This is a genomic window from Ruegeria sp. CDSB013, from assembly GCF_059611165.1.
The window spans coordinates 98784-119465 of record NZ_JBXWPA010000003.1; the positions used below are offsets into that span (position 1 = coordinate 98784).

Below are 20682 nucleotides of genomic sequence, written 5' to 3' on the forward strand. Positions count from 1 at the left end.
ACGGTATCACACGGCCTTTATATCGGAGGGTTACAGAAAAACGGCACTGAAAGCTGTTTTAGATCAGCGGGACAAAGGGCACATCACACGCTGCAAGCGTCATCATTGCGGCGAAAACGATAAACCTGCGCATTTGTTTTTTTCCTTCTGCTCAATCATAGAAAAGATGCGCGCCCGGGGACACAAGGTCAACGGGCGCGCGAAACGTTCGGTCGTGTAAGCAGGTTAAGGCCGATCAGCCCTGCAGCGATCTAACCTCGACATCGCCTTCGGTCTGCGCCTTAATCGCCAGCGCGGCGGCGTGGCTTGCGGCAGCTGTCGTGTAGTATGGGATCTTGTCATACAGTGCGATGGACCGGATGGCCTTGCTGTCCTCAACCGCCTGCGCCCCTTCGGTGGTGTTCATCAGCAGCTGAACTTGACCGTCTTTCAACATATCGACCACGTCCGGGCGACCCTCATAGACCTTGTTGACGATCTCACAGGCAACGCCTTGCTCGGCCAACCAGCTTTGTGTGCCACGGGTCGCGACAAGCGAAAAGCCCTGTTCCGTCAGAACTTGAGCGGCTTCAAGCATAGCGGCACCTTTATCGGCGTCCTTGATCGAGATAAACGCACGACCCGAAGAGGGCAGAACCATGCCTGCGCCCATCTGCGCCTTGAGGAAGGCGCGCGGGAAGTCGCGGTCCCAGCCCATGACCTCGCCAGTGGAACGCATTTCCGGGCCCAGAATGGTGTCAACGCCGGGGAAGCGGGCAAAAGGCAAAACAGCCTCTTTCACCGAGAACCACGGCATGTCCGGATCGGCCAGCGTCATCTGGTCGGCAATCTTGGTATCCTGACCATCCTTGTATGCGGGGCGCATAGGGAAGTTCGATAGTTTCTCACCGGCCATGACGCGTGCTGCAATCGAAGCAATCGCACTGTCGGTCGCCTTGGCCACAAACGGTACGGTCCGCGAGGCGCGTGGGTTCACTTCGATCAGGTAGATTTCATCGTCCTTGATCGCGAACTGCACATTCATCAGGCCGACAACGTTCAGTGCCTTGGCCAGCTTGAACGTCTGGCCCTTGATCTGATCGATAATCTCTGCCGACAGAGAGTAGGGCGGCAGCGAACAGGCCGAGTCGCCGGAATGTACGCCCGCCTCTTCGATATGCTGCATGATGCCCGCAACATGCACGTCGGTACCATCGCACAGCGCATCCACGTCCAGCTCGACCGCACCGGCCAAGTAGCTGTCCAGCAGCACAGGGCTGTCGCCCGAGACGACCACGGCCTCGTTGATGTAGCGCCTCAGTTGGTCCATATCGCGCACGATTTCCATCGCGCGGCCGCCTAGAACGTAAGAGGGGCGGATTACCAGCGGAAAACCGATCTCTTCAGCAATATCCAGCGCTTGCGCGTCGGTTGAAGCGATGCCGTTTCTGGGCTGTTTCAGACCCAGATCACTAACCAGCGCCTGAAAGCGTTCACGGTCTTCGGCCAGATCGATGGCATCCGGAGTGGTGCCCAGGATCGGAATGCCTTCGGCTTCCAGCGCGTTGGCCAGTTTCAGGGGCGTCTGACCGCCGTACTGAACAATCACGCCGTGCAGCGTCCCGTTTTCCTGTTCCTTCGTCAGGATTTCCATGACGTGTTCGAAAGTCAGAGGTTCAAAATAAAGACGATCCGAGGTGTCGTAGTCGGTCGACACGGTCTCGGGGTTGCAGTTGATCATGATGGTTTCATAACCAGCGTCGGTCAGCGCGAAACAGGCGTGGCAGCAGCAATAGTCGAACTCGATGCCTTGACCAATCCGGTTCGGGCCACCGCCAAGGATGACGACTTTCTTGCGGTCAGACGGACGCGCCTCGCATTCTACGTCACCCATCATGGGGGCTTCGTAGGTCGAGTACATATAGGGCGTCTGCGCCTCGAACTCGGCGGCGCAGGTGTCGATGCGTTTGAACACGGCTGTAACGCCCAGATTGCGGCGCGCCCGGCGGACGTTGTCTTCGTCACGACCAGTCAGATTTCCCAAACGCGCGTCAGTAAAGCCCAGCATCTTGAGCTTACGGATGCCTTCCTCGGTCACGGGCAGGCCGTCTTTGCGCACTTGGCGTTCGGCTTCGATTATCTCGCGGATACGGGCAAGGAACCAAGGGTCGAACTTGGTGACGCCAAAGATCTCATCGTCGGTCAGCCCGTGGCGCATTGCTTGCGCGATGGTGCGCAGACGGTCGGGCGTCTGCTGGCTGATTGCTTTGATGACGGCGGCCTTGTCGTCGGCTTCGTCCCAGACACCGACATTCAGGCCGGGGATTTCCACCTCATCAAACCCGGTCAGACCCGATTCCATCGAAGCCAGCGCCTTTTGCATCGATTCGTGGATGGTACGGCCGATAGACATGGCCTCACCCACCGATTTCATGGCGGTGGTCAGGTAGGGCTCGGAGCCGGGGAATTTCTCGAACGCGAATTTCGGAATCTTGGTGACAACATAGTCGATGGTCGGCTCAAAGCTGGCCGGGGTGACTTTGGTGATGTCGTTGTCCAGCTCATCCAGCGTATAACCGACGGCCAGCTTGGCGGCGATCTTGGCAATCGGGAAACCGGTTGCCTTTGACGCCAGCGCCGAAGAACGCGATACGCGCGGGTTCATCTCGATCACGACCATCCGTCCGTCGACCGGGTTGATCGCCCATTGTACGTTCGATCCGCCGGTCTCGACGCCGATCTCGCGCAGCACGGCAATCGAGTGATTGCGCATGACCTGGTATTCTTTGTCGGTCAGCGTCAGGGCTGGGGCAACGGTGATCGAGTCGCCGGTGTGCACACCCATGGGGTCGACGTTTTCGATGGAGCAGACGATGATGGCGTTGTCCGCAGTGTCGCGCACCACCTCCATCTCGTATTCTTTCCAGCCCAGCAGGCTTTCATCGATCAGGATTTGGCCAACGGGCGAGGCATCCATGCCCGTGCGGCAAATATGAATATAATCCTCGCGGTTATACGCCACGCCGCCGCCGGTGCCGCCCAGCGTAAAGGCGGGGCGGATGATGGCGGGTAAGCCCACATTTTCAAGGGTTTCAAGGGCCAGTGCCACACCGGCGTCCAGGTCTTTCTTGCCGCTTTCGTCCTTGGGGGCCGTCACGATCTCGGCCTTTGGGTTTTCGATACCCAGCCGGTCCATCGCCTCGCGGAACAGGGCGCGGTCTTCAGCCATTTCGATGGCGTCGCGTTTAGCGCCGATCATCTCGACACCAAATTTGTCCAACACACCCATCTCTTCCAGCGCGAGTGAGGTGTTCAGGCCAGTCTGACCACCCATAGTGGGCAGCAGGGCGTCGGGGCGCTCTTTCTCGATGATCTTGGCGACAACCTCGGGCGTGATCGGCTCGATATAAGTCGCGTCGGCCAATTCGGGGTCGGTCATGATCGTGGCGGGGTTTGAGTTCACCAGGATGACCCGGTACCCTTCTTCCCGTAGTGCCTTGCAGGCCTGAGCGCCGGAATAGTCGAACTCGCAAGCCTGACCAATAACAATGGGGCCCGCCCCGATGATCATGATCGACTGAATGTCGGTTCTTCTCGGCATGGCCACGTTCCTTCGATTGTCCGCGATTCAGGGCACCCCCAAGCGCCCAAATTGTCCTGCGTTATAGGGACCGCGCGAAAAGGTGCAAGGGGGATCGGAAACAGGGGCGAAATTGCCGCTTTCCCCCCTTTCCCTTGGCGGCGTATTCTCTATACCGCGCAGCACGACAAATGAGGATGCAATTGCGTATTCGTTTTGATCAGGGGCCAGCCGGATCAGGAACCAGTTTTGACCGGCCAGCCGAAATGATCCGCGCGGACAATGCGGAGGACGTGCCCCAAGCGTTGGAGGCGCTGGACGAGGCGCGCGCGCAAGGGGCTTGGTTGGCTGGCTATGCCAGCTATGAGCTAGGGTACGTGCTGGAACCGCGCCTGTCTGAGCGTTTGCCAGAAGGCCGCCGGCTGCCTTTACTATGCTTCGGCGTTTATGATCGCCCCATTCAGCGGGAATTGCCGGTTGCATCCGGTGGCGTGACCCAGTTTGAGCCGCGCTGGGACGAGGCGCGGTACACGCAGGCGTTTCAACACGTGCATGACGCCATTGGGGCAGGGGATATTTATCAGGCCAACCTGACATTCCCGATTGATATGACTGTAGAGGGCGATAGCGCCGCGCTTTATGCCGCGCTCACGGCCGGACAGCCCGTAGGTCATGGCGCGTTGATCCAGCAGGATGGGTTGCCCGATCTGCTCAGCCGGTCTCCTGAGCTGTTCTTTCGCACGAACGCGGACCGCGGGATCGAAACCCGCCCAATGAAGGGGACCCAACCCCGCAGCGAGGATATGGCTGAAGACGCCCGGCGTCGCGCGTTCCTGGCGGTCGACGAAAAGAACCGGGCTGAAAACCTGATGATCGTCGATCTGTTGCGCAACGATATCAGCCGCGTCGCGATGCCCGGATCCGTCAAGGTGCCCGAACTGTTCAAGGTCGAAACCTATGCGACCGTGCATCAGATGATCTCGCTGGTGCAGGCGCAGCTGCACATGGGCGCCGAGCTGTCCGATATCCTGACGGCTTTGTTTCCCTGCGGCTCCATTACCGGTGCCCCCAAAATTCGAGCCATGGAGATTTTGTCCGATCTCGAACCCTGGCCTCGCGATGTTTATTGCGGTGCAATCGGGTGGGCTGCGCCGGACGGGCGTTCCGAATTCAACGTGGCCATCCGGACCCTGATGGTCGAGAATGGCGCGGCCACCCTCAATGTCGGCGGTGGAGTGATCTGGGACAGCACGGCCCCATCGGAATATGAGGAAGCGCTATGGAAAGCTCGCTTTGCCCACCAGCTGACCCTGACTTCCGCCTGATCGAAACACTGGCCTTTCGACCCGGGCAAGGGTTCGTTCGCCGAGATCGGCATCTGGCCCGTATGGCTCGGTCAGCTGCGGCCATGGGCATTCCTTTCGATGTGTGCGCCGCCATCCAGACACTGGACGCTGTCGTAGGGCAATCACCTCTGCGTTGCCGGCTTACGCTGGCAGTTGATGGAACACACGATGTGACAACCGGAGTACTGGCCGATAACCCACCATTATGGCGGGTCGCGGTCACCAAAATGCGGCTTTCCGCGTCGGATGTTTGGTTGCAGCACAAGACGACACAACGCTCTGTTTATGATACGGCTCGCGCATCGCTGCCGGACGGAATAGACGAATTTCTGTTTCTGAATGAACGTGAAGAACTGTGCGAAGGGACCATCACCAACCTGTTCCTGCATATGCCGGACGGCCGTCGTCTGACGCCAAAGCTGACCTGTGGTTTGCTTCCGGGGATTCTGCGAGAAGAACTGATTGATAATAAACAGGTTACCGAAAGCGTCTTGTCCTTGACCGATCTGAAAAACGCGGAAAAAGTTTTCGTAGGGAATTCCTTACGTGGCCTGATCCGGGCGGAATTGGCGGTATTGTGAGCAAACAAAGCGATTGGGCGCATGACGGGACGCATCACCTGCGGCTACGGCTGGAGTTCGGCCTGTTCTTTGTCGCAGTACCAGTTCTGATCGCGGTCTTTTTTCCTCCGAATTGGATGTTTCCGTCGCTGTTCACCTTCACGGCCATCGGTATCATCCTGCTCCATTACACGCCGGGTTTTGCCTGGGCCGAACTTCGGTACAACTGGCGCAATTGGACGTGGCGCGAGCTCGCTCTCTTCACTGTTGCCATGGCGGCGTTTTGCTCGGCGGTCGTCATGGCGAAGCGACCGGATGTTGCATTTCGCATGCTTCTCTACCGGCCCGAATTCCTGGCAGTGATCTGGCTGGCTTACCCGATTGCTTCGGCCCTTCCGCAAGAGCTTTTGTTCCGGTCGCTGTTCTTCCGCCGCTACCAGGCGATCCTGCCAAACGGGAAGGCGGCTTACCTACTGAACGCGTCCTTGTTTTCGCTGGCCCACCTGATGTACTGGAGCTGGATTGTCGCCATCATGACCTTTGGCGGAGGGCTGTTGTTCACTTGGGCCTACCGCCAACGCGGGTCGTTTTTCTACGCGGTCCTGCTGCACGCTATTGCGGGTAATGTTATCTTTGCGGCGGGTCTGGGCATCTATTTCTATTCCGGCAACGTGCAAAGGCCGTTTTGACGGCGCGACCTGCCTTGACTTTCCAAGCCTGACAGGGTGTACCGGCGCGACGAATTCTACGCCCGAAGGGATAAATCCATGCACGCCTACCGCAGCCACACCTGCGCCGCACTGACCGCCGCCAATGTCGGTGAAACCGTCCGCCTGTCCGGTTGGGTGCATCGGGTACGAGATCACGGCGGCGTGCTGTTCATCGATCTGCGCGATCATTTCGGTGTGACACAGGTTCTGTGTGATGGCGACAGTGCAGCTTTTGCCGAGCTTGAGAAAGTACGTTCGGAATGGTGTATCCGCATCGACGGCACCGTCAAAGCACGTGACCCGGAGCTGGTGAACTCGAAACTGCCGACCGGTGAGATTGAAGTTTACGTGCGGGAGCTTGAGGTTCTGGGCGCGGCTGACGAACTGCCGCTGATGGTGTTCGGAGATCAGGAATACCCCGAAGAAACGCGTCTGCGCTACCGTTACCTGGACCTGCGTCGCGAAGCTATGCAGCAGAACATGACCCTGCGCTCGGATGTTGTTTCTTCCATGCGCAAACGTATGTGGGATCAGGGCTTCCGCGAGTATCAGACGCCGATCATCACCGCATCTTCGCCTGAAGGCGCGCGCGACTTCCTTGTGCCGTCGCGTTTGCATCCGGGCAAGTTTTACGCGCTGCCGCAGGCCCCGCAGCAGTTCAAACAGCTGATCATGGTGTCGGGCTTTGACAAGTATTTCCAGATCGCACCGTGCTTCCGTGACGAAGATCCGCGTGCCGACCGTTCGCCCACCGATTTCTATCAGCTTGACCTTGAGATGTCGTTTGTCGAACAGCAAGACGTGTTCGACACGATCCAGCCGGTTCTGACCGGTGTGTTCGAAGAGTTCGGCGGTGGCCGCAAGGTCGATCAGGAGTGGCCGCAGATCTCCTACAAGGATGCTGCATTGTGGTACGGTTCCGACAAGCCGGACCTGCGCAACCCTATTAAAATGCAAGTGGTCTCTGACCACTTCCGCGGGTCTGGCTTCGCGATTTTCGCGAAGCTGTTGGAGCAGGAAGGCACCGAAATCCGCGCCATCCCCGCGCCGACCGGTGGTAGCCGCAAGTTCTGCGACCGCATGAACGCCTTTGCTCAGAAAGAGGGTCTGCCCGGCATGGGCTACATCTTCTGGCGCGATCAAGGCGAAGGGATGGAGGCCGCAGGACCGCTGGCCAAAAACATCGGCCCCGAGCGCACCGAGGCGATCCGTCAGCAGCTGGGTCTGGGCGTTGGCGATGCTGCCTTCTTCCTGGGTGGTAAGCCGAAAGCCTTTGAAAAGGTCGCTGGTAAGGCTCGCGACGTGATCGGTGAGGAACTGAACCTGACCGAGAAAGACCGCTTTGCTTTTGCTTGGATCGTGGACTTCCCGATCTACGAGCAGGACGAAGAAACCGGTGCGATCGACTTTGAGCACAACCCGTTCTCGATGCCGCAAGGCGGGATGGAAGCGCTGCTGGGGAACCCCTTGGACGTGCGTGGCTATCAGTACGACCTGGCCTGTAACGGGTACGAGCTGGTGTCGGGCGCGATCCGGAACCACAAGCCGGAAATCATGTTGAAAGCCTTTGAACTGGCTGGATACGGCGAAGAAGAAGTGAAAAGCCGCTTTGGCGCGCTGTTCAACGCCTTCCATTATGGTGCCCCGCCGCACGGTGGCTGCGCCGCTGGTATCGACCGTATCGTGATGTTGCTGGCCGATGAAGCCAACATCCGCGAGGTCATGATGTTCCCTATGAACCAGCGTGCCGAGGATCTAATGATGGACGCACCATCCGATCCGACCTCGGATCAGATGATGGAGCTGGGCCTGCGGATCATCCCTCAGGACTGAGAATAGCAAAACCCGCTGCTGACCCTGCAGCGGGTTTTTTCATGGCTTGTGCTTGTACAAAGGTCATGGCTATGGACCGGTATTCATCGCTTGGTCGCAGGTCTGCATAGCCCGTTTGTTGGCGACCTATTCCCATGGGTCCCTAAATGACTTCCGGCTAGAGCGAATATCGCGGGCGGTGGCGCGGGTTTGCCAGTAGACCCAAAGGCACAAGATCGTTGCGGTTATGAAGTAAGCGGTCATCATCTCAAATCGCCTCACGCTGTTCCAAACGGGTCTGCACAATCCCGGCGACCTGAGCGGCCACGGCCGTTACTGGGGTTCCGTCTGCCCGCGACTCGGCAAGCCGCTGGGCCGCTTCGGCCAAAACCGTATCCTCGGCATCGCGGGCAACCCCGCGCAGAAACTGTGCCGCGTAATCCAGCGTGCGCTGATCATTCGGACCGGCCAGAATGTCGGCGATATGCGCCATGTCATCCTGATAGGCCAACGGATCGGCGTTAATGATCTCATCCCGGACGGCATGCAGGCTGCTGGGTCGGCGATCTTCGGGCAAACGTTCCAGGATGGACGTCTGAAAATAGGCCAGCGATTTGAGGGGTTTCGCTAAAAACCCGTCGGCACCGGCCCGCATTGCGGTGCGTTTCATGTGGTCATCCCCGGACATGCCAAGAATGGCCCCAATGCGGGGCGCAGCCTCAGACAGATCAGCGATCAGATCCGCGCCGGACCCGTCCGGCAGACCCATGTCCACGATGATGACAGACGGGCGGTAGATCTGCAGGTGACGCCGTGCCGATTGCAGGCAATCCGCCCGCCTGATGCGCGCGCCGCTGTGCAGGCACATCAAGCGGATGGCGTCGCAGGCATAGCGGCTGTCTTCCACAACCAGAATAGTTTGTCCCAGCAGGGGCCGCGTGGCCGTCGGCTGCGCGGGAGAGGCGAAGGGGCTCGAATCGTCCATGGCGGAACTCCTAATCAGCAGATACGTCACGCTAGGAACTTCTGGCTAACAGGGCGTTAACGGCAATTTGGCGCACTTGTTCTTTGTTCAATCAGCCCCCATAACCGCTGCAACGCAGAACAGAGGAGAGTTCCATGATTGGTCGCCTGAACCACGTAGCCATTGCCGTACCCGATCTTGAGGCCGCCTCGGAGCAGTATCGCAACGCGCTGGGCGCGAAAGTCGGCGCGCCGCAGGATGAGCCGGATCACGGCGTCACAGTTGTGTTCATCGAACTGCCCAATACCAAGATCGAACTGCTTTATCCGATGGGCGATGACAGCCCGATCAACGGGTTTCTGGAAAAGAACCCCGCTGGCGGCATCCACCATGTCTGCTATGAGGTCGAGGATATCATCGCTGCCCGCGATCACCTGAAAGAAACCGGCGCGCGCGTGCTGGGTTCGGGTGAGCCCAAGATCGGTGCGCATGGTAAACCGGTGCTGTTCCTGCACCCCAAAGATTTTAACGGCTGCCTGGTCGAACTGGAACAGGTGTAACCTAACCCCGGAGGGGATAAGATGTCGATTACTGGTGCGGCCGTTCTGTTCGCTGTGATCTGGTTCATGACCTTGCTGGTGGTGCTGCCAATCCGCATCAAGACGCAGGGCGATCTGGGTGATATCGTTCCGGGCACCCACGCGGGCGCACCTGAAGAGCATCACCTGAAGAAAAAGATGTGGATCACCACCGGTATCACGGTGGTGCTCTGGGCCATTATCGCAGGCATCATCCTGTCCGGCATGATTTCCGTGCGAGACTTCGACTGGCTGAACCAGCTGGAGCCGCAGCGCTGATCTTTAAGCCATAGACCCTGATAGCTTGTGGTAGATATGGGTGAACGTTGCGACCCCAAGGATTGGGATCACAAGGTTCACCAGGGGCACGGATAGCGGGATCGCCATCAAAATGCCTGCCATCCAGATGGTCGTTGCGTGTTTGGCGCGCAGCTTACGTGCACCTTCGCGACCCAACCTGCGCATGGCCGCCAGCGTAAAGTATTCCCGCCCCAACAAGAAACCGTTCATGCCCCAGAAGATGAAGGGAGCGAGTGGGGTAAAGATTGCATAGAGAATCAGGGCCAGCAGGTTGGCAACGATCAGAACTCCCATGAAGCTCAGCCCGTCGCGCAGGCTTTCGCTGAATGGAATGCCGGGTACAGCAGGCAAAGATGGGTAATGCTTGTCTTCGACCGCTTGCGCGACGTCTTCCAGAAACATCGACGTAATCGCCGAGGCCACCGGGACCATCAGAAATACGGGCAGGATCAGGACGACAAAGATGCCGGAATAATTCAGCACGTCGTTCAACCACGGCACGGCACCGATAAAGGGCAGAGAGATCTCGTTCCCCGACAGCCTGTTTATCAGCCAGATCGCCAAAGCACATGCGGCGATCAGCAAAACAATCGTCAGACCAACGCCGCGCAACAGGACAGCCCGGAACTTTGGGTCGCCGATCTGTCCCAGCGCTGCAAAAAAGGCGTTGAGAATGGTCATTCCGAAACCCACTGCGTCAACCCATCCACGTCAGGGCGGGGTCTTTCGGGCGGTGCTTTGCCCTCGGTCGCGATATGGACCAGACCCGCGACGCGCTCATTATCTTGTAGCCCGAACGCCTTTTTGCAAAAGTCCCGGTTGTGGGTCTGCCAACCGGACAGCCAGTTCGCGCCCCAACCCGCAGCAAGCGCCGCGTTCAGCAAAGCCAGGCACACTGCGCCGGCGGAATAGGTTTGTTCAATCACCGGGATTTTCGCGGAGGGTTTTTGTACCTCGATCACGGCGACCGCCAGATGGCCCATGTCAAACTGACTGCGGGCCTTGGCGATATCCTCAGCAGTTTTACCAAGGGCAGCACCGCAGTCTTCGGTCAGCTGCGCCAGGCGCGGCATGGCACCTTTCTCAAGCACGATAAAACGCCAGGGTTCCAGCTTGCCATGATCCGGGCTGCGTGCGGCGGCGGTCAGCAGGGGCAACAGCTGGTCCCGCGTCGGGGCGGGTTCAATCAGCGTTTTCGCAGGGCGCGACCGTCGCGATTGCAGAAACTCCAGAGCGGCCGGATTCTTCAAGGACATATGTTAACTTCCTTTACATAGGCGGTTGTGTATGTGGTTGAACATCTGGCGGGTTTCAAGGGCAAGTGGCTGGATGCAGGAGATCAATTTCACTCCCTGAGCGTTCGTGCAAGGATGTTCAAGAAGAAGAGAGGGAAGATGGCCAAACCAAAGCTGCGAAATGTACCGGATCTGAGCGCGCACGCCGTACCCGATGAAGGGATCGAGGTCCGGGTCACGCCGAAAGCTGCGAAGGATGGGATTTTAACCGATCAGGGAAACATTCGCATCACCGTCACCGCGCCGCCCGAAAATGGCAAGGCAAACGAGGCGGTGCGCAACATTTTGGCCGTGGCCATGGGGGTGGCACCGTCCACTCTGATCCTCAAGCGGGGGCAGACGTCGCGCGACAAGGTATTTGTCTATTCACCCTGATCCGGTGTTTCCCGGATTTGGTACACGCCTTCCGGCAAGTCCAAAGCCGCCGCCAGATCGCGCACCTGTTCTGGGGACAACGTGATCCTCTGAATCTGATCCGTGCGCGGGTCCAATTGTTCAAGCGTCACACATTCGGCGAAGCTGTTGATGACGACATCCTCTTGCAAAGGCTTGGGGCCTTCGTCCACCAGAGTAATGACTGTCGAGTCGAATTCATGCTCAATCGAAAACATGAAAGCAGAGTGCAGGTCAGCCGAATGCAATGCAACCCGTACCTTACCAATCGGGCTGTGGTGATTGGCGCGGCTCCGCGCTATGGTCGTGAAAACGGGCCAACCGTTTCAAAGGATTATGAATGTATCGTCTGATCTGTTTGTTTCTTCCTCTTTTTCTGGCGGCCTGTAGTGCTGGCGAGATGCGATTGCAGCCCGCGACCCAATGGTCGGGGACCTTGGGTGAGTATCAGGTAGAGGCGGCCGCGGTTCGAGATGTCAGCCGCTCCATCGGCAAGGAAGCCCGGGCAGAGTGTCTGAAGCGGGCCAAAGTCAAAAATTGCGATTTCACGGTTCTTGTTGATCTCAATCCACAGGCGGAAGCGAATGCGTTTCAGACCTTGGATAACAGAGGCCAGCCGGTGATCATTATGACCCGTTCCATGATTCAGTCAGCACAAAACCCAAATGAACTGGCTTTTGTCCTTGGGCATGAAGCGGCCCATCACCTTCTGCGCCATATCCCCCGCCAGTCGAAAAACGCGCAAGAAAGCGCTGCAATATTCAACAATCTGGGCAAGCTCTTTGGAGAAGAGGGCGAAGACCTGGAGCGAACACAGAAAATTGGGGCGGAAGTGGGTGTTCAATTGAACGTCAAGGCCTTCGAGCTTGAGGCTGACCAGTTGGGCACAATTATTACCCACAATGCCGGATACAACCCGTTGATCGGCGCAAAGTACTTTGACCGCATCCCGGACCCGGAGGACAGTTTTCTGGCGTCACATCCGCCGAATGCGCAGCGTGTGCAGATGGTTAAGAACACCGCCCGAAAACTTGGGCTGACGCAATGACCCAAATAACAAGGCTGGGTGTAATCCTGACAGATCGTGGGTCAAAATACGCGGTGTCGGGAGCTGCGGTGCAAATGCGCGAGGACGTGGATGCCGTGCTGCAAGATCTCAAATCCGACAAAGCCTATGCCAAGGCGACGCACAATACCTGGGCGGCGATCTTGCCGACAGGGGCTCTCAAGGCTGACGATGGAGAAAGCGGTGCCGGAATGGTTATCCTGCGCATGCTCGAAAGGGCCGGACTGGAGGGCCACGTCATCATTGTCACCCGCTGGTACGGCGGCAAAAAACTGGGCGGTGTCCGGTTTCGCAGGGTGCAGGATGCGACCCGCGCCTATCTGGACCATATCGGTGCCGGGTCTTGACCTGAGTCAAATGCCTGTTCGGGCCGCTGCGCTATCCTGCCAGAACTGTGCGACAGGGAGACAGCGCAATGCTTGGCAAAAATACTCTGAAACGACATGCGGAACTGGTCGACCAGATGGCAACCCACGTCGGGGTCGATCTGGAAGATGCGGCCATAGGCGGTGACGTCTCGATTGACCAGATCTCTGATGCGGTCCTGCGTTGCAGAGATTGTTCGAACCCCGATCATTGCGCGCAATTTCTGGCACAATCTGCCCAAGACCAGAAAACCCCGGAATACTGCAGGAACACGTCCCTGTTTGACCGCCTCACTTCGCTGTCGGAAAGCAAGCGCGACGGATAAGAAAAATCATGCCGCGCCATCGCCGCGTTTGTGCAAACAAAAGGCAGACTTGCCAATGACCCGAGATACTCTGGGCGACGTGGAGAAACACTTTTGGCTAACCCGGTCGGTAGCCAGATGTATGGATGTTTCGTTGACCGAAGCGATGGCCGAGGGGCGGTTGACCACCAATGGTTATGCGGAGATCGTGACGCGCTGTCGTGCGTCTGGGTGCAGCGACCAATGCGAATTGTGGTTGTCGAAACAACAGGTCAAAGCCGATTCGGCCCCTGAATTCTGCGTGAATGCAGAAACGCTGAACGCTTTGAAGACTTAGTCAGAGCTTGGAATGCGAACCGTCGCACAGCGGCGGATTGGCCGTTTGTTTGCACCCGCAAAAGAACACCTTCTTGCTGGTCTCGGCAGTAAACTTCACTGGTTCAAACTGGGTTCCCTTGTGTGAACCATCGCAGAAGGGCTGGCGCTCTGACTTGCCGCAAGCACACCAGAAATAGGTTTTCCCTTCGGTCACTTCGACCGGGTAGGGGGCTTTTTGGGCAGGTTTCGGCTCATCTGACATGTGGCTGCTCCGCTTTTGGCTAATGTCGTGAAACAACTATAAGGCCATCGCGGGGGCGTGTAGAGCGCTTATGTTTCTTTATGCAAGCAGCATGGTTTTGCCGTTCTCACAAAACTGTGATTGATTTTGTTGCAATAATATCAACGAGGTCGTATTTTGAGACTGGCCCCAGATAATAGGGCAATATGAGAAAATTTTTAGAGGAATGACGGACATGAAACTTAAATTTGCTGCCGTTAGCGCAATTGCCCTGGTTCTGGCTGCATGCTCGCAGCAGGAAGAGCCGACGCCGGTTTACATCACGCCTGAATACGACAAGTTCGGCACACCGAGCTGCCCGGCTGGAACCGAGCTGGCCACGACCGAAGCGGGACAGACCATCTGTAACCCGGTCGCTCAGTAAGAATTCTGCGGGCGGTCTTGTTTTGGCCGCCCGCTTACTCAACGCATCCGACCGCCCTTGTTGGGCGGTTTTTTTGTGCCCGCTTTAGGCCGGCGCGGGTCAGATCAGAATGTGCCGAAAATGGGCAATCATCGCCTCCCCAGCCGTCAAAATCCGTGCCCAAACGACTTGCGGTGATAGTGTTGACGCCTTGACTCGTACCGTGGTGCATAAAGGTAGCGATAGGATTTCTTTTTTTGCTTTTGCTGAACGTAGGGCGCGTTCTTAGGGGTCGGTTTTGCGTGGTAGACTTTTGGTGTGTAGACTTTCGGAGAGTAATAGTGCCGGTGAATGCGGATGTTATTGCTGTTATGAACATGTTGCGATTTTGACCCAACAACAGCTTGGCCGCTCGTTCCAACGGTGATGCTGCCTGCAGTTGCCGGGCCAGTAAAAAGTTGGGATGCAAGTATCGCGGCCATGCAATTGAAAGAGATTGCACGAAGGTACGACATGAAAACCCTCCTTCCAGCAAGTTGAGGTTTCCATTTATGGTCCGGGAAAATCCCGGCTCAAGCCAATAAACTTAAATCACGCTCTGCCCATCTGGGGTGAACGGGCATATTAGGGCCAGGTGCGTTTGCCCCATAAATCGTATTCGCCGGCCTCATCGATCTCGACCGATAGGATGTCACCAGGCTTCAGATCATCGAAACCTTCATCGATGAACAGGTTCCCGTCGATCTCGGGCGCGTCCGCCTTGGTGCGGCACGTGGCGGCTTCGTCATCAACCTCGTCCACGATCACGTCGATGGTCTGGCCGACCTTGGCGGCCAGCTTAGCCTCGGAGATGGCCTGCGCTTTTTCCATGAAGCGTTCCCAACGCTCTTGTTTGACCTCGGCTGGAACGTGATCCGGCAGGTCGTTTGATCGCGCGCCATCGACGTTTTCGTATTGGAAGCAGCCAACACGATCCAGTTGCGCCTCGTCCATCCAATCCAGAAGGGTCTGGAACTCGGCCTCGGTCTCGCCCGGATAACCGACGATAAAGGTCGACCGTAGCGTGATGTCCGGGCAGGTTGCGCGCCATGCGGCGATCTCATCCAAAGTCTTGGCTGCCGCTGCCGGGCGCGCCATGCGTTTCAGAACGTCTGGATGGGCATGCTGGAACGGAATATCCAGATAGGGCAGGATGTTGCATCCGGCGTCGGCCATCAGGGGGATCAACTCGCGCACATGCGGGTAGGGGTAGACATAGTGGAGCCGAACCCATGCATCCAATTGCCCCAGCTCACGCGCCAGATCGGTGATGTGGCTGCGCACCTCGCGGTCCTTCCACGGGTTTACGTCATACTTCCGGTCCAACCCATAGGCGGATGTGTCCTGCGAGATCACCAGCAATTCACGCACGCCATTGTCGACCAGCTTTTCGGCTTCGCGCAGCACCGCGTGGGCCGGGCGGCTGGCGAGCTTGCCGCGCATGTCAGGGATGATGCAGAACTTGCATTTGTGGTTACAGCCCTCGGAAATCTTGAGATAGCTGTAATGGCGGGGGGTCAACTGTACGCTTGCAGCAGGCAGCAGGTCCACAAACGGATCAGGATCGGGCGGCACTGCCGAATGCACCGCATCCAGTACCTGCTCGTATTGATGCGGGCCGGTAACAGCCATGATGCGCGGGTGATGTTCGCGGATGTAATCCGGTTCCGCGCCCAGACAGCCGGTCACGATGACCTTGCCATTCTCGACCAGCGCCTCGCCGATCGCGTCCAGCGACTCGGCCTTGGCACTGTCGAGAAACCCGCAGGTATTCACGATCACGGCATCCGCGCCTGAATAGTCGGGCGAGATGCCGTATCCTTCGGCACGCAGGCGCGTCAGAATGCGCTCACTATCGACCAGGGCCTTGGGGCAGCCCAAGGATACCATGCCAATTGTTGGCTGGTTCGAACGTGGCGTCTCGGGCATCCGGGCGGCAGGCGCCAGGTCGGGGCGGAGGTTTGGCGGGTTCGTTGTCATTGCGCGGCATATAGTGGGGAACGCTTCCCCTTGCAAATGCGGCGCAGGCTTTGGATGATCTTTTTAACGCATGAAAAAGGCGGAGAGCAGAATATGAAGCGGCTGTTGCGCATAGTTTTCCTGTTGGTGGCGGTTTTTGGCTTGGTCATCGGGGCCTTGCTGCTGATGCCCGGCGACAAGCTGGCCACCATATTGGCCGAGCAGGTCCGCACCCAAACCGGGCGTGATCTGAAGCTTACGGGTGATGTGAACCTGTCTTTCTGGCCCGTGCTGGGGCTGGAAACCGGTCCGGTGACTTTTGGAAATGCACAATGGGCCGGTCCTGAACCAATGCTGAGCGCCGAAAGCCTGGCCGTGGGGGTTGATGCTGCTGCGCTGATCTCCGGGGACCTGCGCATCAAACGGGTGATCGCCGATAATCCGGTTCTGCGGTTGGAACTTTCGGATGGGCGAGGGAATTGGGAACTTTCGGCACCCGAAAACACAGCCTCGGCAAGCGCTGCAAGTGGCGCGGCACCGCAAGGGCAGCAGGGCGAGGTGACGCTGGATCACTTGAAGCTGACGAATGCACGTTTGGTCTATATCGAAAACGGCGCAACTAAGTTCAATTTTACCAATGTCGATCTGGCGGCCAGTTGGCCGGACGTTTCGGCGCCTCTGCAGGTTCAGGCTCAGATGGCAGTGCCCGGGGGGGCGGTCGATGTCGACCTCAAGATTCAAGATCTGCCAGCTTACGCGTCCGGCGCGGTAACGCCGCTGGATTTGACCATGACCGCGCCCGGCGGAGAGTTCGGCTTTGTAGGGCGGGTCAATCTGGCTGGTGAAATGGATGGCAGAATGCTGGCCAAAACGACGAACACGGAACGTATGCTGGCTGCTTTTGGTCAGGCCGGTGTTGGGGTGCCATTGGGTCTTGGGCGCGAGGCTGACGTGGCCGGGCAAATGACCTATACCAGCGATGGTCGGATTTCACTGCGCAATTTGGTGGCGTTGCTGGATAATAATCGCCTGACCGGCGAGGCAGATATCGTTATCTCGGACCCGCCGCAGATTACCGCACGGCTGGAAGGCGGTGACCTGGATCTTACTCAATTCAATGATACGCCTGGTGGCGCTGTCGGAGGGTCGGCGCCGTCGCCTGACCAAGGGTGGTCGACCACCCCGATTGATGCGTCTGCGCTGGCCTTGGCGAATGGCAAAATCCGCCTCAAAGCCAATTCCATTGCCGTACCGGGCCTGACGCTGGGACCCAGCGATCTGACGCTTAACCTTGATCGATCCAGGGCGGTTCTTCAGATGAATCCTGCCACATTGTTTTCAGGGCATCTGAACGGGCAAGTGGTTGCCAACAACCGGAACGGTTTGTCGGTCGGCGGTAACCTGACCGCGAATGGCATGGACGTACAGCAAGCTCTGTCCGCTCTTGGCGGGATCGAGCGGTTGTCCGGCACCGGATCAGGGTCGTTTGAGTTTCTGGGAGTTGGACAGTCCGAGGATCAGATCGTGCGCTCACTCAGCGGCAAGGGTCGTGTGGACGTGGGCAAGGGCGTGATCTCGGGGTTTGATCTGGACCGCCTGATGGGCCGCAGCGGGGGCGAGGGCGGCACAACCGTATTCAACAGCCTGTCCGCCAGCTTCACCATGGATCAAGGGGTGTTGTGGAACAACGACCTGTTGATGTCCCTGGATAACTTCCGGGCCGACGGTTCCGGTCGGGTCGGAATCGGCAACCGCGATATCGACTATCTTTTCACGCCTGTTGCGCTGCGCGCGAATTCGGGCAACGGCATTGCAGTGCCAGTGAAAATCGTCGGACCGTGGAGCAACCCGTCGATTAAGCCAGATCTGACCAAAGTTATCGAGGCTGTTGCTGAAGGAAAGGCCAAAGAGCTTGAAGATGAGGCCAAGCAGAAAGTCTTGGACAAAGTCGGAGACGAGCTGAATACGACGATCACGGACAGCGATCAGATCGAAGACGCGATCAAGAACAAACTCGAAGACGAAGTGAACAAGGGGCTGCTGAAGCTGTTTGGCGGTAACTAATCAGCGCCAATACGCAAGGGTTTCGGGGCAGAAGGTGCCCCGAAACGCAGTAGCGCTTAGATGGTTTGATCGTAGTCGCCCACACCGGGTTCCGTGCGAATGACCGCGTCGATATCGGCAAAGATTGCGCGCATTTCGTCCTCGCTCTGGCTGCTTTCGCAGACCACGACAAGGTTCGGAGTGTTTGAGGATGCGCGAACCAGACCCCAACTGCCATTGTCCAGAATGACACGAGCGCCATTGACGGTGACAACCTCTTTGATCGCGCGACCGGCAAAGGTACCTCCGGCATCTGCCTTGGCAACCAGCTTGTCGACCAACCGCTGAAGAATGTCATACTTCTCGGTGTCGGCTGCATAGGGCGACATGGTCGGCGTCGACCAGGTTTTAGGCAGCGCCTTGCGCAGGTCCGACATGCTTTGATCCGGATTGCGATCCATCAGCTTGCAGATTTCAACGGCAACCCGCATCCCGCAGTCGTAGCCGCGCCCGATAGGTTCAGCCAGAAAGTAGTGACCAGACTTCTCAAAGCCGGCCAGCGCGTTGATCTCTTTGACCCGACGCTTCATGTGGCTGTGGCCGGTTTTCCAATAATCCGCTTTAACACCAAGGGCCTGCAATTCAGGGTCGCTGGCAAACAGACCAGTGGATTTCACATCTGCCACAAAGGTCGAGTTCGGATAAAGTTTCGCCAGATCGCGCGCCATGATCACACCGACCTTATCGGCGAAGATCTCTTCTCCCTCATCATCCACAACACCGCAGCGATCGCCGTCGCCGTCAAAACCCAAAGCCAAATCGGCGCCGCTGGCTTTCACAGAGGCGGACATGTCGTGCAACATCTCCATAGCCTCGGGGTTGGGGTTATAGTGGGGGAAAGTATAGTCCAATTGGGTGTGGCTGGGCACCATTTCGACGCCAATGCGCTGGAAAATCTCAGGCGCAAAGGCCGAAGCCGTTCCGTTTCCAGTTGCGCATACGACTTTCAGGGGACGGGACATTTTGAAATCACCGACCAGATCGTCGATGTAGGCTTCTTTTACACCATCAACAAATTCGTATGTTCCGCCTTCATGCGGGGTGCTTTCACCGTTCAGGACGATGTCACGCAATTCCGACATCTCATCGGGGCCGTGGGTCAGTGGGCGGTCAAAGCCCATCTTCACCCCTGTCCAGCCGTTCGGATTGTGGCTGGCTGTGACCATGGCTACGGCGGGCACATCCAGATGGAATTGCGCGAAATAGGCCATCGGGCTAAGCGCAGGGCCAATATCTTTAACCTGAATACCCGCCTGCATCAGGCCCAGGATCAGCGCGTTTTTGATCGCCAGTGAGTAGTCGCGATAGTCATTACCCACCGCGATCACCGGTTCGATCCCACGCTTGCGCATCTGTGTGCCCAGACCCAAGCCAAGCGCGGTCATGCCGGGCAGGTTGATCTCTTCCGGGTATTTCCAGCGCGCGTCATATTCGCGAAAGCCGGTTGGCTTGATCATCGGATCGCGCAGAAAACTCCAGGTGTTCGGGGTCACCTCTGGGATGGGTTTGGTCATGCTATTGCTCTTACTCAAATCTGTATAGGATTGGCCTTGGCCAATGCATCAAAGCGCATCAATGTGTCAATCAATTGAGGCATTTGATCCAGATAGATCATGTTAGGCCCGTCTGACGGAGACTTGTCCGGGTCTTCGTGTGTTTCAATAAACACAGCACCTACGCCGATGGCGGCGGCTGCGCGCGCCATCACCGGAGCAAATTCACGCTGACCGCCGGTCGAACCTCCAAGCCCTGCAGGCTGCTGAACCGAGTGGGTTGCGTCCATCACAACCGGATAGCCTGTCGCCGCCATCTGCGGGAGCGAGCGCATATCTGTCACCAAGGTGTTGTACCCAAACGAGGTGCCACGTTCTGTCAGCAGAATATTCGAGTTACCAACACTCTCGATCTTGGCGACAATGTTCGCCATATCCCATGGTGCCAGAAATTGCCCTTTTTTGACATTGATCGCCGCGCCTGTTTGGGCTGCGGCCAACACCAGGTCGGTTTGACGACACAATAACGCGGGAATCTGCAAAACATCACAAACATTGGCCGCGTCTGCGCATTGCTCTGGCGTATGTACGTCAGTCAGGACAGGCACCCCAATTTGATTTTTCACATCATCCAGAATGTCCAGACCTTTGGCAATTCCGGGTCCACGGACACCTGAAATTGAGGTGCGGTTCGCCTTGTCATACGAGGCCTTAAAAACGTACTGCGCACCGGCGGCATCACAGGCTTCTTTCATTTTGCCTGCGATCATCTGCGCATGATCCGCGCTTTCAAGCTGACAGGGGCCGGCAATGACCGTCAGAGGCAGATCATTGCCGACCGTGAGGTCGGAGATTTTTACATGTTTCATGTGT

At 57.6% G+C, this 20682-nt stretch carries 22 protein-coding genes; 13 read left to right on the forward strand and 9 right to left on the reverse strand.

Annotation, left to right across the window (positions count from 1 at the left end; translation table 11 throughout):
* Nucleotides 1-235: 235 nt before the first annotated feature.
* Nucleotides 236-3580, reverse strand: a complete 3345-nt coding sequence (gene carB, locus AC2FJF_RS06665) for a carbamoyl-phosphate synthase large subunit (protein ID WP_496724052.1) — start codon at nt 3578-3580, stop codon at nt 236-238.
* Nucleotides 3581-3756: 176 nt separating this feature from the next.
* Here carB and AC2FJF_RS06670 point away from each other — a divergent pair, with 176 nt between their 5' ends.
* From AC2FJF_RS06670 to aspS, 4 genes are all read left to right on the forward strand, one after another.
* A complete protein-coding gene (locus tag AC2FJF_RS06670; protein ID WP_496724576.1) occupies nt 3757-4884 on the forward strand; it encodes an aminodeoxychorismate synthase component I in 1128 nt (375 codons plus the stop codon).
* Nucleotides 4839-5486 carry an aminotransferase class IV family protein gene (locus tag AC2FJF_RS06675; protein ID WP_496724054.1) on the forward strand — a complete coding sequence of 216 codons (648 nt, stop codon included), beginning with the start codon at nt 4839-4841 and terminating at the stop codon, nt 5484-5486. The genes AC2FJF_RS06670 and AC2FJF_RS06675 overlap by 46 nt, the downstream gene beginning before the upstream one ends.
* Complete coding sequence (locus AC2FJF_RS06680; RefSeq protein WP_496724056.1) at nt 5483-6154, forward strand: CPBP family intramembrane glutamic endopeptidase; 672 nt, start codon at nt 5483-5485, stop codon at nt 6152-6154. Before AC2FJF_RS06675 ends, AC2FJF_RS06680 begins: the two co-directional genes overlap by 4 nt.
* Before the next feature lie 78 nt (nt 6155-6232).
* The gene (gene aspS, locus AC2FJF_RS06685) at nt 6233-8008 is read left to right on the forward strand and encodes an aspartate--tRNA ligase (RefSeq protein WP_496724058.1); all 1776 of its coding nucleotides are present in this window, start codon (nt 6233-6235) and stop codon (nt 8006-8008) included.
* A gap of 247 nt (nt 8009-8255) precedes the next feature.
* Here aspS and AC2FJF_RS06690 read toward each other — a convergent pair whose 3' ends face one another.
* Nucleotides 8256-8972: a response regulator gene (locus AC2FJF_RS06690; protein ID WP_496724060.1), complete on the reverse strand. Its 717-nt coding sequence runs from the start codon at nt 8970-8972 to the stop codon at nt 8256-8258.
* A gap of 134 nt (nt 8973-9106) precedes the next feature.
* Here AC2FJF_RS06690 and mce point away from each other — a divergent pair, with 134 nt between their 5' ends.
* Entirely contained in the window at nt 9107-9511 is a 405-nt protein-coding gene (gene mce / locus AC2FJF_RS06695; protein ID WP_058275955.1) for a methylmalonyl-CoA epimerase, read from the forward strand.
* A gap of 21 nt (nt 9512-9532) precedes the next feature.
* On the forward strand, nt 9533-9808 hold the full coding sequence (locus tag AC2FJF_RS06700) for a DUF1467 family protein (RefSeq protein ID WP_496724063.1): 276 nt from the start codon (nt 9533-9535) through the stop codon (nt 9806-9808).
* A 3-nt stretch (nt 9809-9811) separates the two neighbouring features.
* On the opposite strand, the gene AC2FJF_RS06705 is transcribed toward AC2FJF_RS06700, so the two are convergent.
* Both AC2FJF_RS06705 and AC2FJF_RS06710 read right to left on the reverse strand, forming a co-directional pair.
* Nucleotides 9812-10510: an EI24 domain-containing protein gene (locus tag AC2FJF_RS06705; RefSeq protein ID WP_496724065.1), complete on the reverse strand. Its 699-nt coding sequence runs from the start codon at nt 10508-10510 to the stop codon at nt 9812-9814.
* Nucleotides 10507-11085: a nitroreductase family protein gene (locus AC2FJF_RS06710; RefSeq protein ID WP_496724067.1), complete on the reverse strand. Its 579-nt coding sequence runs from the start codon at nt 11083-11085 to the stop codon at nt 10507-10509. The genes AC2FJF_RS06705 and AC2FJF_RS06710 overlap by 4 nt, the downstream gene beginning before the upstream one ends.
* Before the next feature lie 138 nt (nt 11086-11223).
* Between AC2FJF_RS06710 and AC2FJF_RS06715 the strand changes: the two genes are divergently transcribed.
* Nucleotides 11224-11499 carry a DUF167 domain-containing protein gene (locus tag AC2FJF_RS06715; protein WP_496724578.1) on the forward strand — a complete coding sequence of 92 codons (276 nt, stop codon included), beginning with the start codon at nt 11224-11226 and terminating at the stop codon, nt 11497-11499.
* Here the strand turns inward: AC2FJF_RS06715 and AC2FJF_RS06720 are convergent.
* The gene (locus AC2FJF_RS06720) at nt 11487-11735 is read right to left on the reverse strand and encodes a DUF8831 family protein (protein ID WP_108859312.1); all 249 of its coding nucleotides are present in this window, start codon (nt 11733-11735) and stop codon (nt 11487-11489) included. The genes AC2FJF_RS06715 and AC2FJF_RS06720 overlap by 13 nt on opposite strands.
* Nucleotides 11736-11857: 122 nt before the next feature.
* On the opposite strand from AC2FJF_RS06720, the gene AC2FJF_RS06725 reads away from it, so the two are divergent.
* The 4 genes from AC2FJF_RS06725 to AC2FJF_RS06740 all read left to right on the forward strand — a co-directional run bounded on the left by AC2FJF_RS06725 (nt 11858) and on the right by AC2FJF_RS06740 (nt 13590).
* Nucleotides 11858-12565, forward strand: coding sequence for a M48 family metallopeptidase (locus tag AC2FJF_RS06725; protein ID WP_496724069.1), 708 nt, complete (start codon nt 11858-11860; stop codon nt 12563-12565).
* Nucleotides 12562-12930, forward strand: coding sequence for a YigZ family protein (locus AC2FJF_RS06730; RefSeq protein ID WP_496724071.1), 369 nt, complete (start codon nt 12562-12564; stop codon nt 12928-12930). The genes AC2FJF_RS06725 and AC2FJF_RS06730 overlap by 4 nt, the downstream gene beginning before the upstream one ends.
* 68 nt (nt 12931-12998) lie before the next feature.
* Nucleotides 12999-13274, forward strand: coding sequence for a DUF6455 family protein (locus AC2FJF_RS06735; RefSeq protein WP_496724073.1), 276 nt, complete (start codon nt 12999-13001; stop codon nt 13272-13274).
* A gap of 55 nt (nt 13275-13329) precedes the next feature.
* Entirely contained in the window at nt 13330-13590 is a 261-nt protein-coding gene (locus AC2FJF_RS06740; RefSeq protein WP_496724075.1) for a DUF6455 family protein, read from the forward strand.
* Here the strand turns inward: AC2FJF_RS06740 and AC2FJF_RS06745 are convergent, their stop codons facing one another.
* A complete protein-coding gene (locus AC2FJF_RS06745; RefSeq protein WP_496724077.1) occupies nt 13591-13833 on the reverse strand; it encodes a CDGSH iron-sulfur domain-containing protein in 243 nt (80 codons plus the stop codon).
* Between the two features lie 214 nt (nt 13834-14047).
* On the opposite strand from AC2FJF_RS06745, the gene AC2FJF_RS06750 reads away from it, so the two are divergent.
* A complete protein-coding gene (locus AC2FJF_RS06750; RefSeq protein ID WP_058275732.1) occupies nt 14048-14236 on the forward strand; it encodes a hypothetical protein in 189 nt (62 codons plus the stop codon).
* 603 nt (nt 14237-14839) lie between these two features.
* Here AC2FJF_RS06750 and rimO read toward each other — a convergent pair.
* Nucleotides 14840-16234 (reverse strand): 30S ribosomal protein S12 methylthiotransferase RimO, encoded by a 1395-nt coding sequence (rimO, locus tag AC2FJF_RS06755; protein WP_496724079.1) that lies wholly within the window; start codon nt 16232-16234, stop codon nt 14840-14842.
* A 93-nt stretch (nt 16235-16327) separates the two neighbouring features.
* On the opposite strand from rimO, the gene AC2FJF_RS06760 reads away from it, so the two are divergent.
* Complete coding sequence (locus tag AC2FJF_RS06760; RefSeq protein ID WP_496724081.1) at nt 16328-18277, forward strand: AsmA family protein; 1950 nt, start codon at nt 16328-16330, stop codon at nt 18275-18277.
* Nucleotides 18278-18333: 56 nt separating this feature from the next.
* On the opposite strand, the gene AC2FJF_RS06765 is transcribed toward AC2FJF_RS06760, so the two are convergent.
* Together AC2FJF_RS06765 and kdsA are read right to left on the reverse strand one after the other, a co-directional pair.
* Nucleotides 18334-19830, reverse strand: a complete 1497-nt coding sequence (locus AC2FJF_RS06765; RefSeq protein WP_496724083.1) for a phosphomannomutase/phosphoglucomutase — start codon at nt 19828-19830, stop codon at nt 18334-18336.
* A gap of 14 nt (nt 19831-19844) precedes the next feature.
* The gene (kdsA, locus tag AC2FJF_RS06770) at nt 19845-20678 is read right to left on the reverse strand and encodes a 3-deoxy-8-phosphooctulonate synthase (RefSeq protein ID WP_496724085.1); all 834 of its coding nucleotides are present in this window, start codon (nt 20676-20678) and stop codon (nt 19845-19847) included.
* Between the last annotated feature and the right edge of the window lie 4 nt (nt 20679-20682).

Excerpts from the sequence above, each read along its gene's own strand:
- carB (WP_496724052.1), bottom strand. The coding sequence starts at position 3,580 with ATGCCGAGAAGAACCGACATTCAGTCGATCATGATCATCGGGGCGGGC.
- AC2FJF_RS06670 (WP_496724576.1), top strand. The coding sequence starts at position 3,757 with ATGCAATTGCGTATTCGTTTTGATCAGGGGCCAGCCGGATCAGGAACC.
- AC2FJF_RS06675 (WP_496724054.1), top strand. The coding sequence starts at position 4,839 with ATGGAAAGCTCGCTTTGCCCACCAGCTGACCCTGACTTCCGCCTGATC.
- aspS (WP_496724058.1), top strand. The coding sequence starts at position 6,233 with ATGCACGCCTACCGCAGCCACACCTGCGCCGCACTGACCGCCGCCAAT.
- AC2FJF_RS06690 (WP_496724060.1), bottom strand. The coding sequence starts at position 8,972 with ATGGACGATTCGAGCCCCTTCGCCTCTCCCGCGCAGCCGACGGCCACG.
- mce (WP_058275955.1), top strand. The coding sequence starts at position 9,107 with ATGATTGGTCGCCTGAACCACGTAGCCATTGCCGTACCCGATCTTGAG.
- AC2FJF_RS06700 (WP_496724063.1), top strand. The coding sequence starts at position 9,533 with ATGTCGATTACTGGTGCGGCCGTTCTGTTCGCTGTGATCTGGTTCATG.
- AC2FJF_RS06705 (WP_496724065.1), bottom strand. The coding sequence starts at position 10,510 with ATGACCATTCTCAACGCCTTTTTTGCAGCGCTGGGACAGATCGGCGAC.
- AC2FJF_RS06710 (WP_496724067.1), bottom strand. The coding sequence starts at position 11,085 with ATGTCCTTGAAGAATCCGGCCGCTCTGGAGTTTCTGCAATCGCGACGG.
- AC2FJF_RS06715 (WP_496724578.1), top strand. The coding sequence starts at position 11,224 with ATGGCCAAACCAAAGCTGCGAAATGTACCGGATCTGAGCGCGCACGCC.
- AC2FJF_RS06720 (WP_108859312.1), bottom strand. The coding sequence starts at position 11,735 with ATGTTTTCGATTGAGCATGAATTCGACTCGACAGTCATTACTCTGGTG.
- AC2FJF_RS06725 (WP_496724069.1), top strand. The coding sequence starts at position 11,858 with ATGTATCGTCTGATCTGTTTGTTTCTTCCTCTTTTTCTGGCGGCCTGT.
- AC2FJF_RS06730 (WP_496724071.1), top strand. The coding sequence starts at position 12,562 with ATGACCCAAATAACAAGGCTGGGTGTAATCCTGACAGATCGTGGGTCA.
- AC2FJF_RS06735 (WP_496724073.1), top strand. The coding sequence starts at position 12,999 with ATGCTTGGCAAAAATACTCTGAAACGACATGCGGAACTGGTCGACCAG.
- AC2FJF_RS06740 (WP_496724075.1), top strand. The coding sequence starts at position 13,330 with ATGACCCGAGATACTCTGGGCGACGTGGAGAAACACTTTTGGCTAACC.
- AC2FJF_RS06745 (WP_496724077.1), bottom strand. The coding sequence starts at position 13,833 with ATGTCAGATGAGCCGAAACCTGCCCAAAAAGCCCCCTACCCGGTCGAA.
- AC2FJF_RS06750 (WP_058275732.1), top strand. The coding sequence starts at position 14,048 with ATGAAACTTAAATTTGCTGCCGTTAGCGCAATTGCCCTGGTTCTGGCT.
- rimO (WP_496724079.1), bottom strand. The coding sequence starts at position 16,234 with ATGACAACGAACCCGCCAAACCTCCGCCCCGACCTGGCGCCTGCCGCC.
- AC2FJF_RS06760 (WP_496724081.1), top strand. The coding sequence starts at position 16,328 with ATGAAGCGGCTGTTGCGCATAGTTTTCCTGTTGGTGGCGGTTTTTGGC.
- AC2FJF_RS06765 (WP_496724083.1), bottom strand. The coding sequence starts at position 19,830 with ATGACCAAACCCATCCCAGAGGTGACCCCGAACACCTGGAGTTTTCTG.
- kdsA (WP_496724085.1), bottom strand. The coding sequence starts at position 20,678 with ATGAAACATGTAAAAATCTCCGACCTCACGGTCGGCAATGATCTGCCT.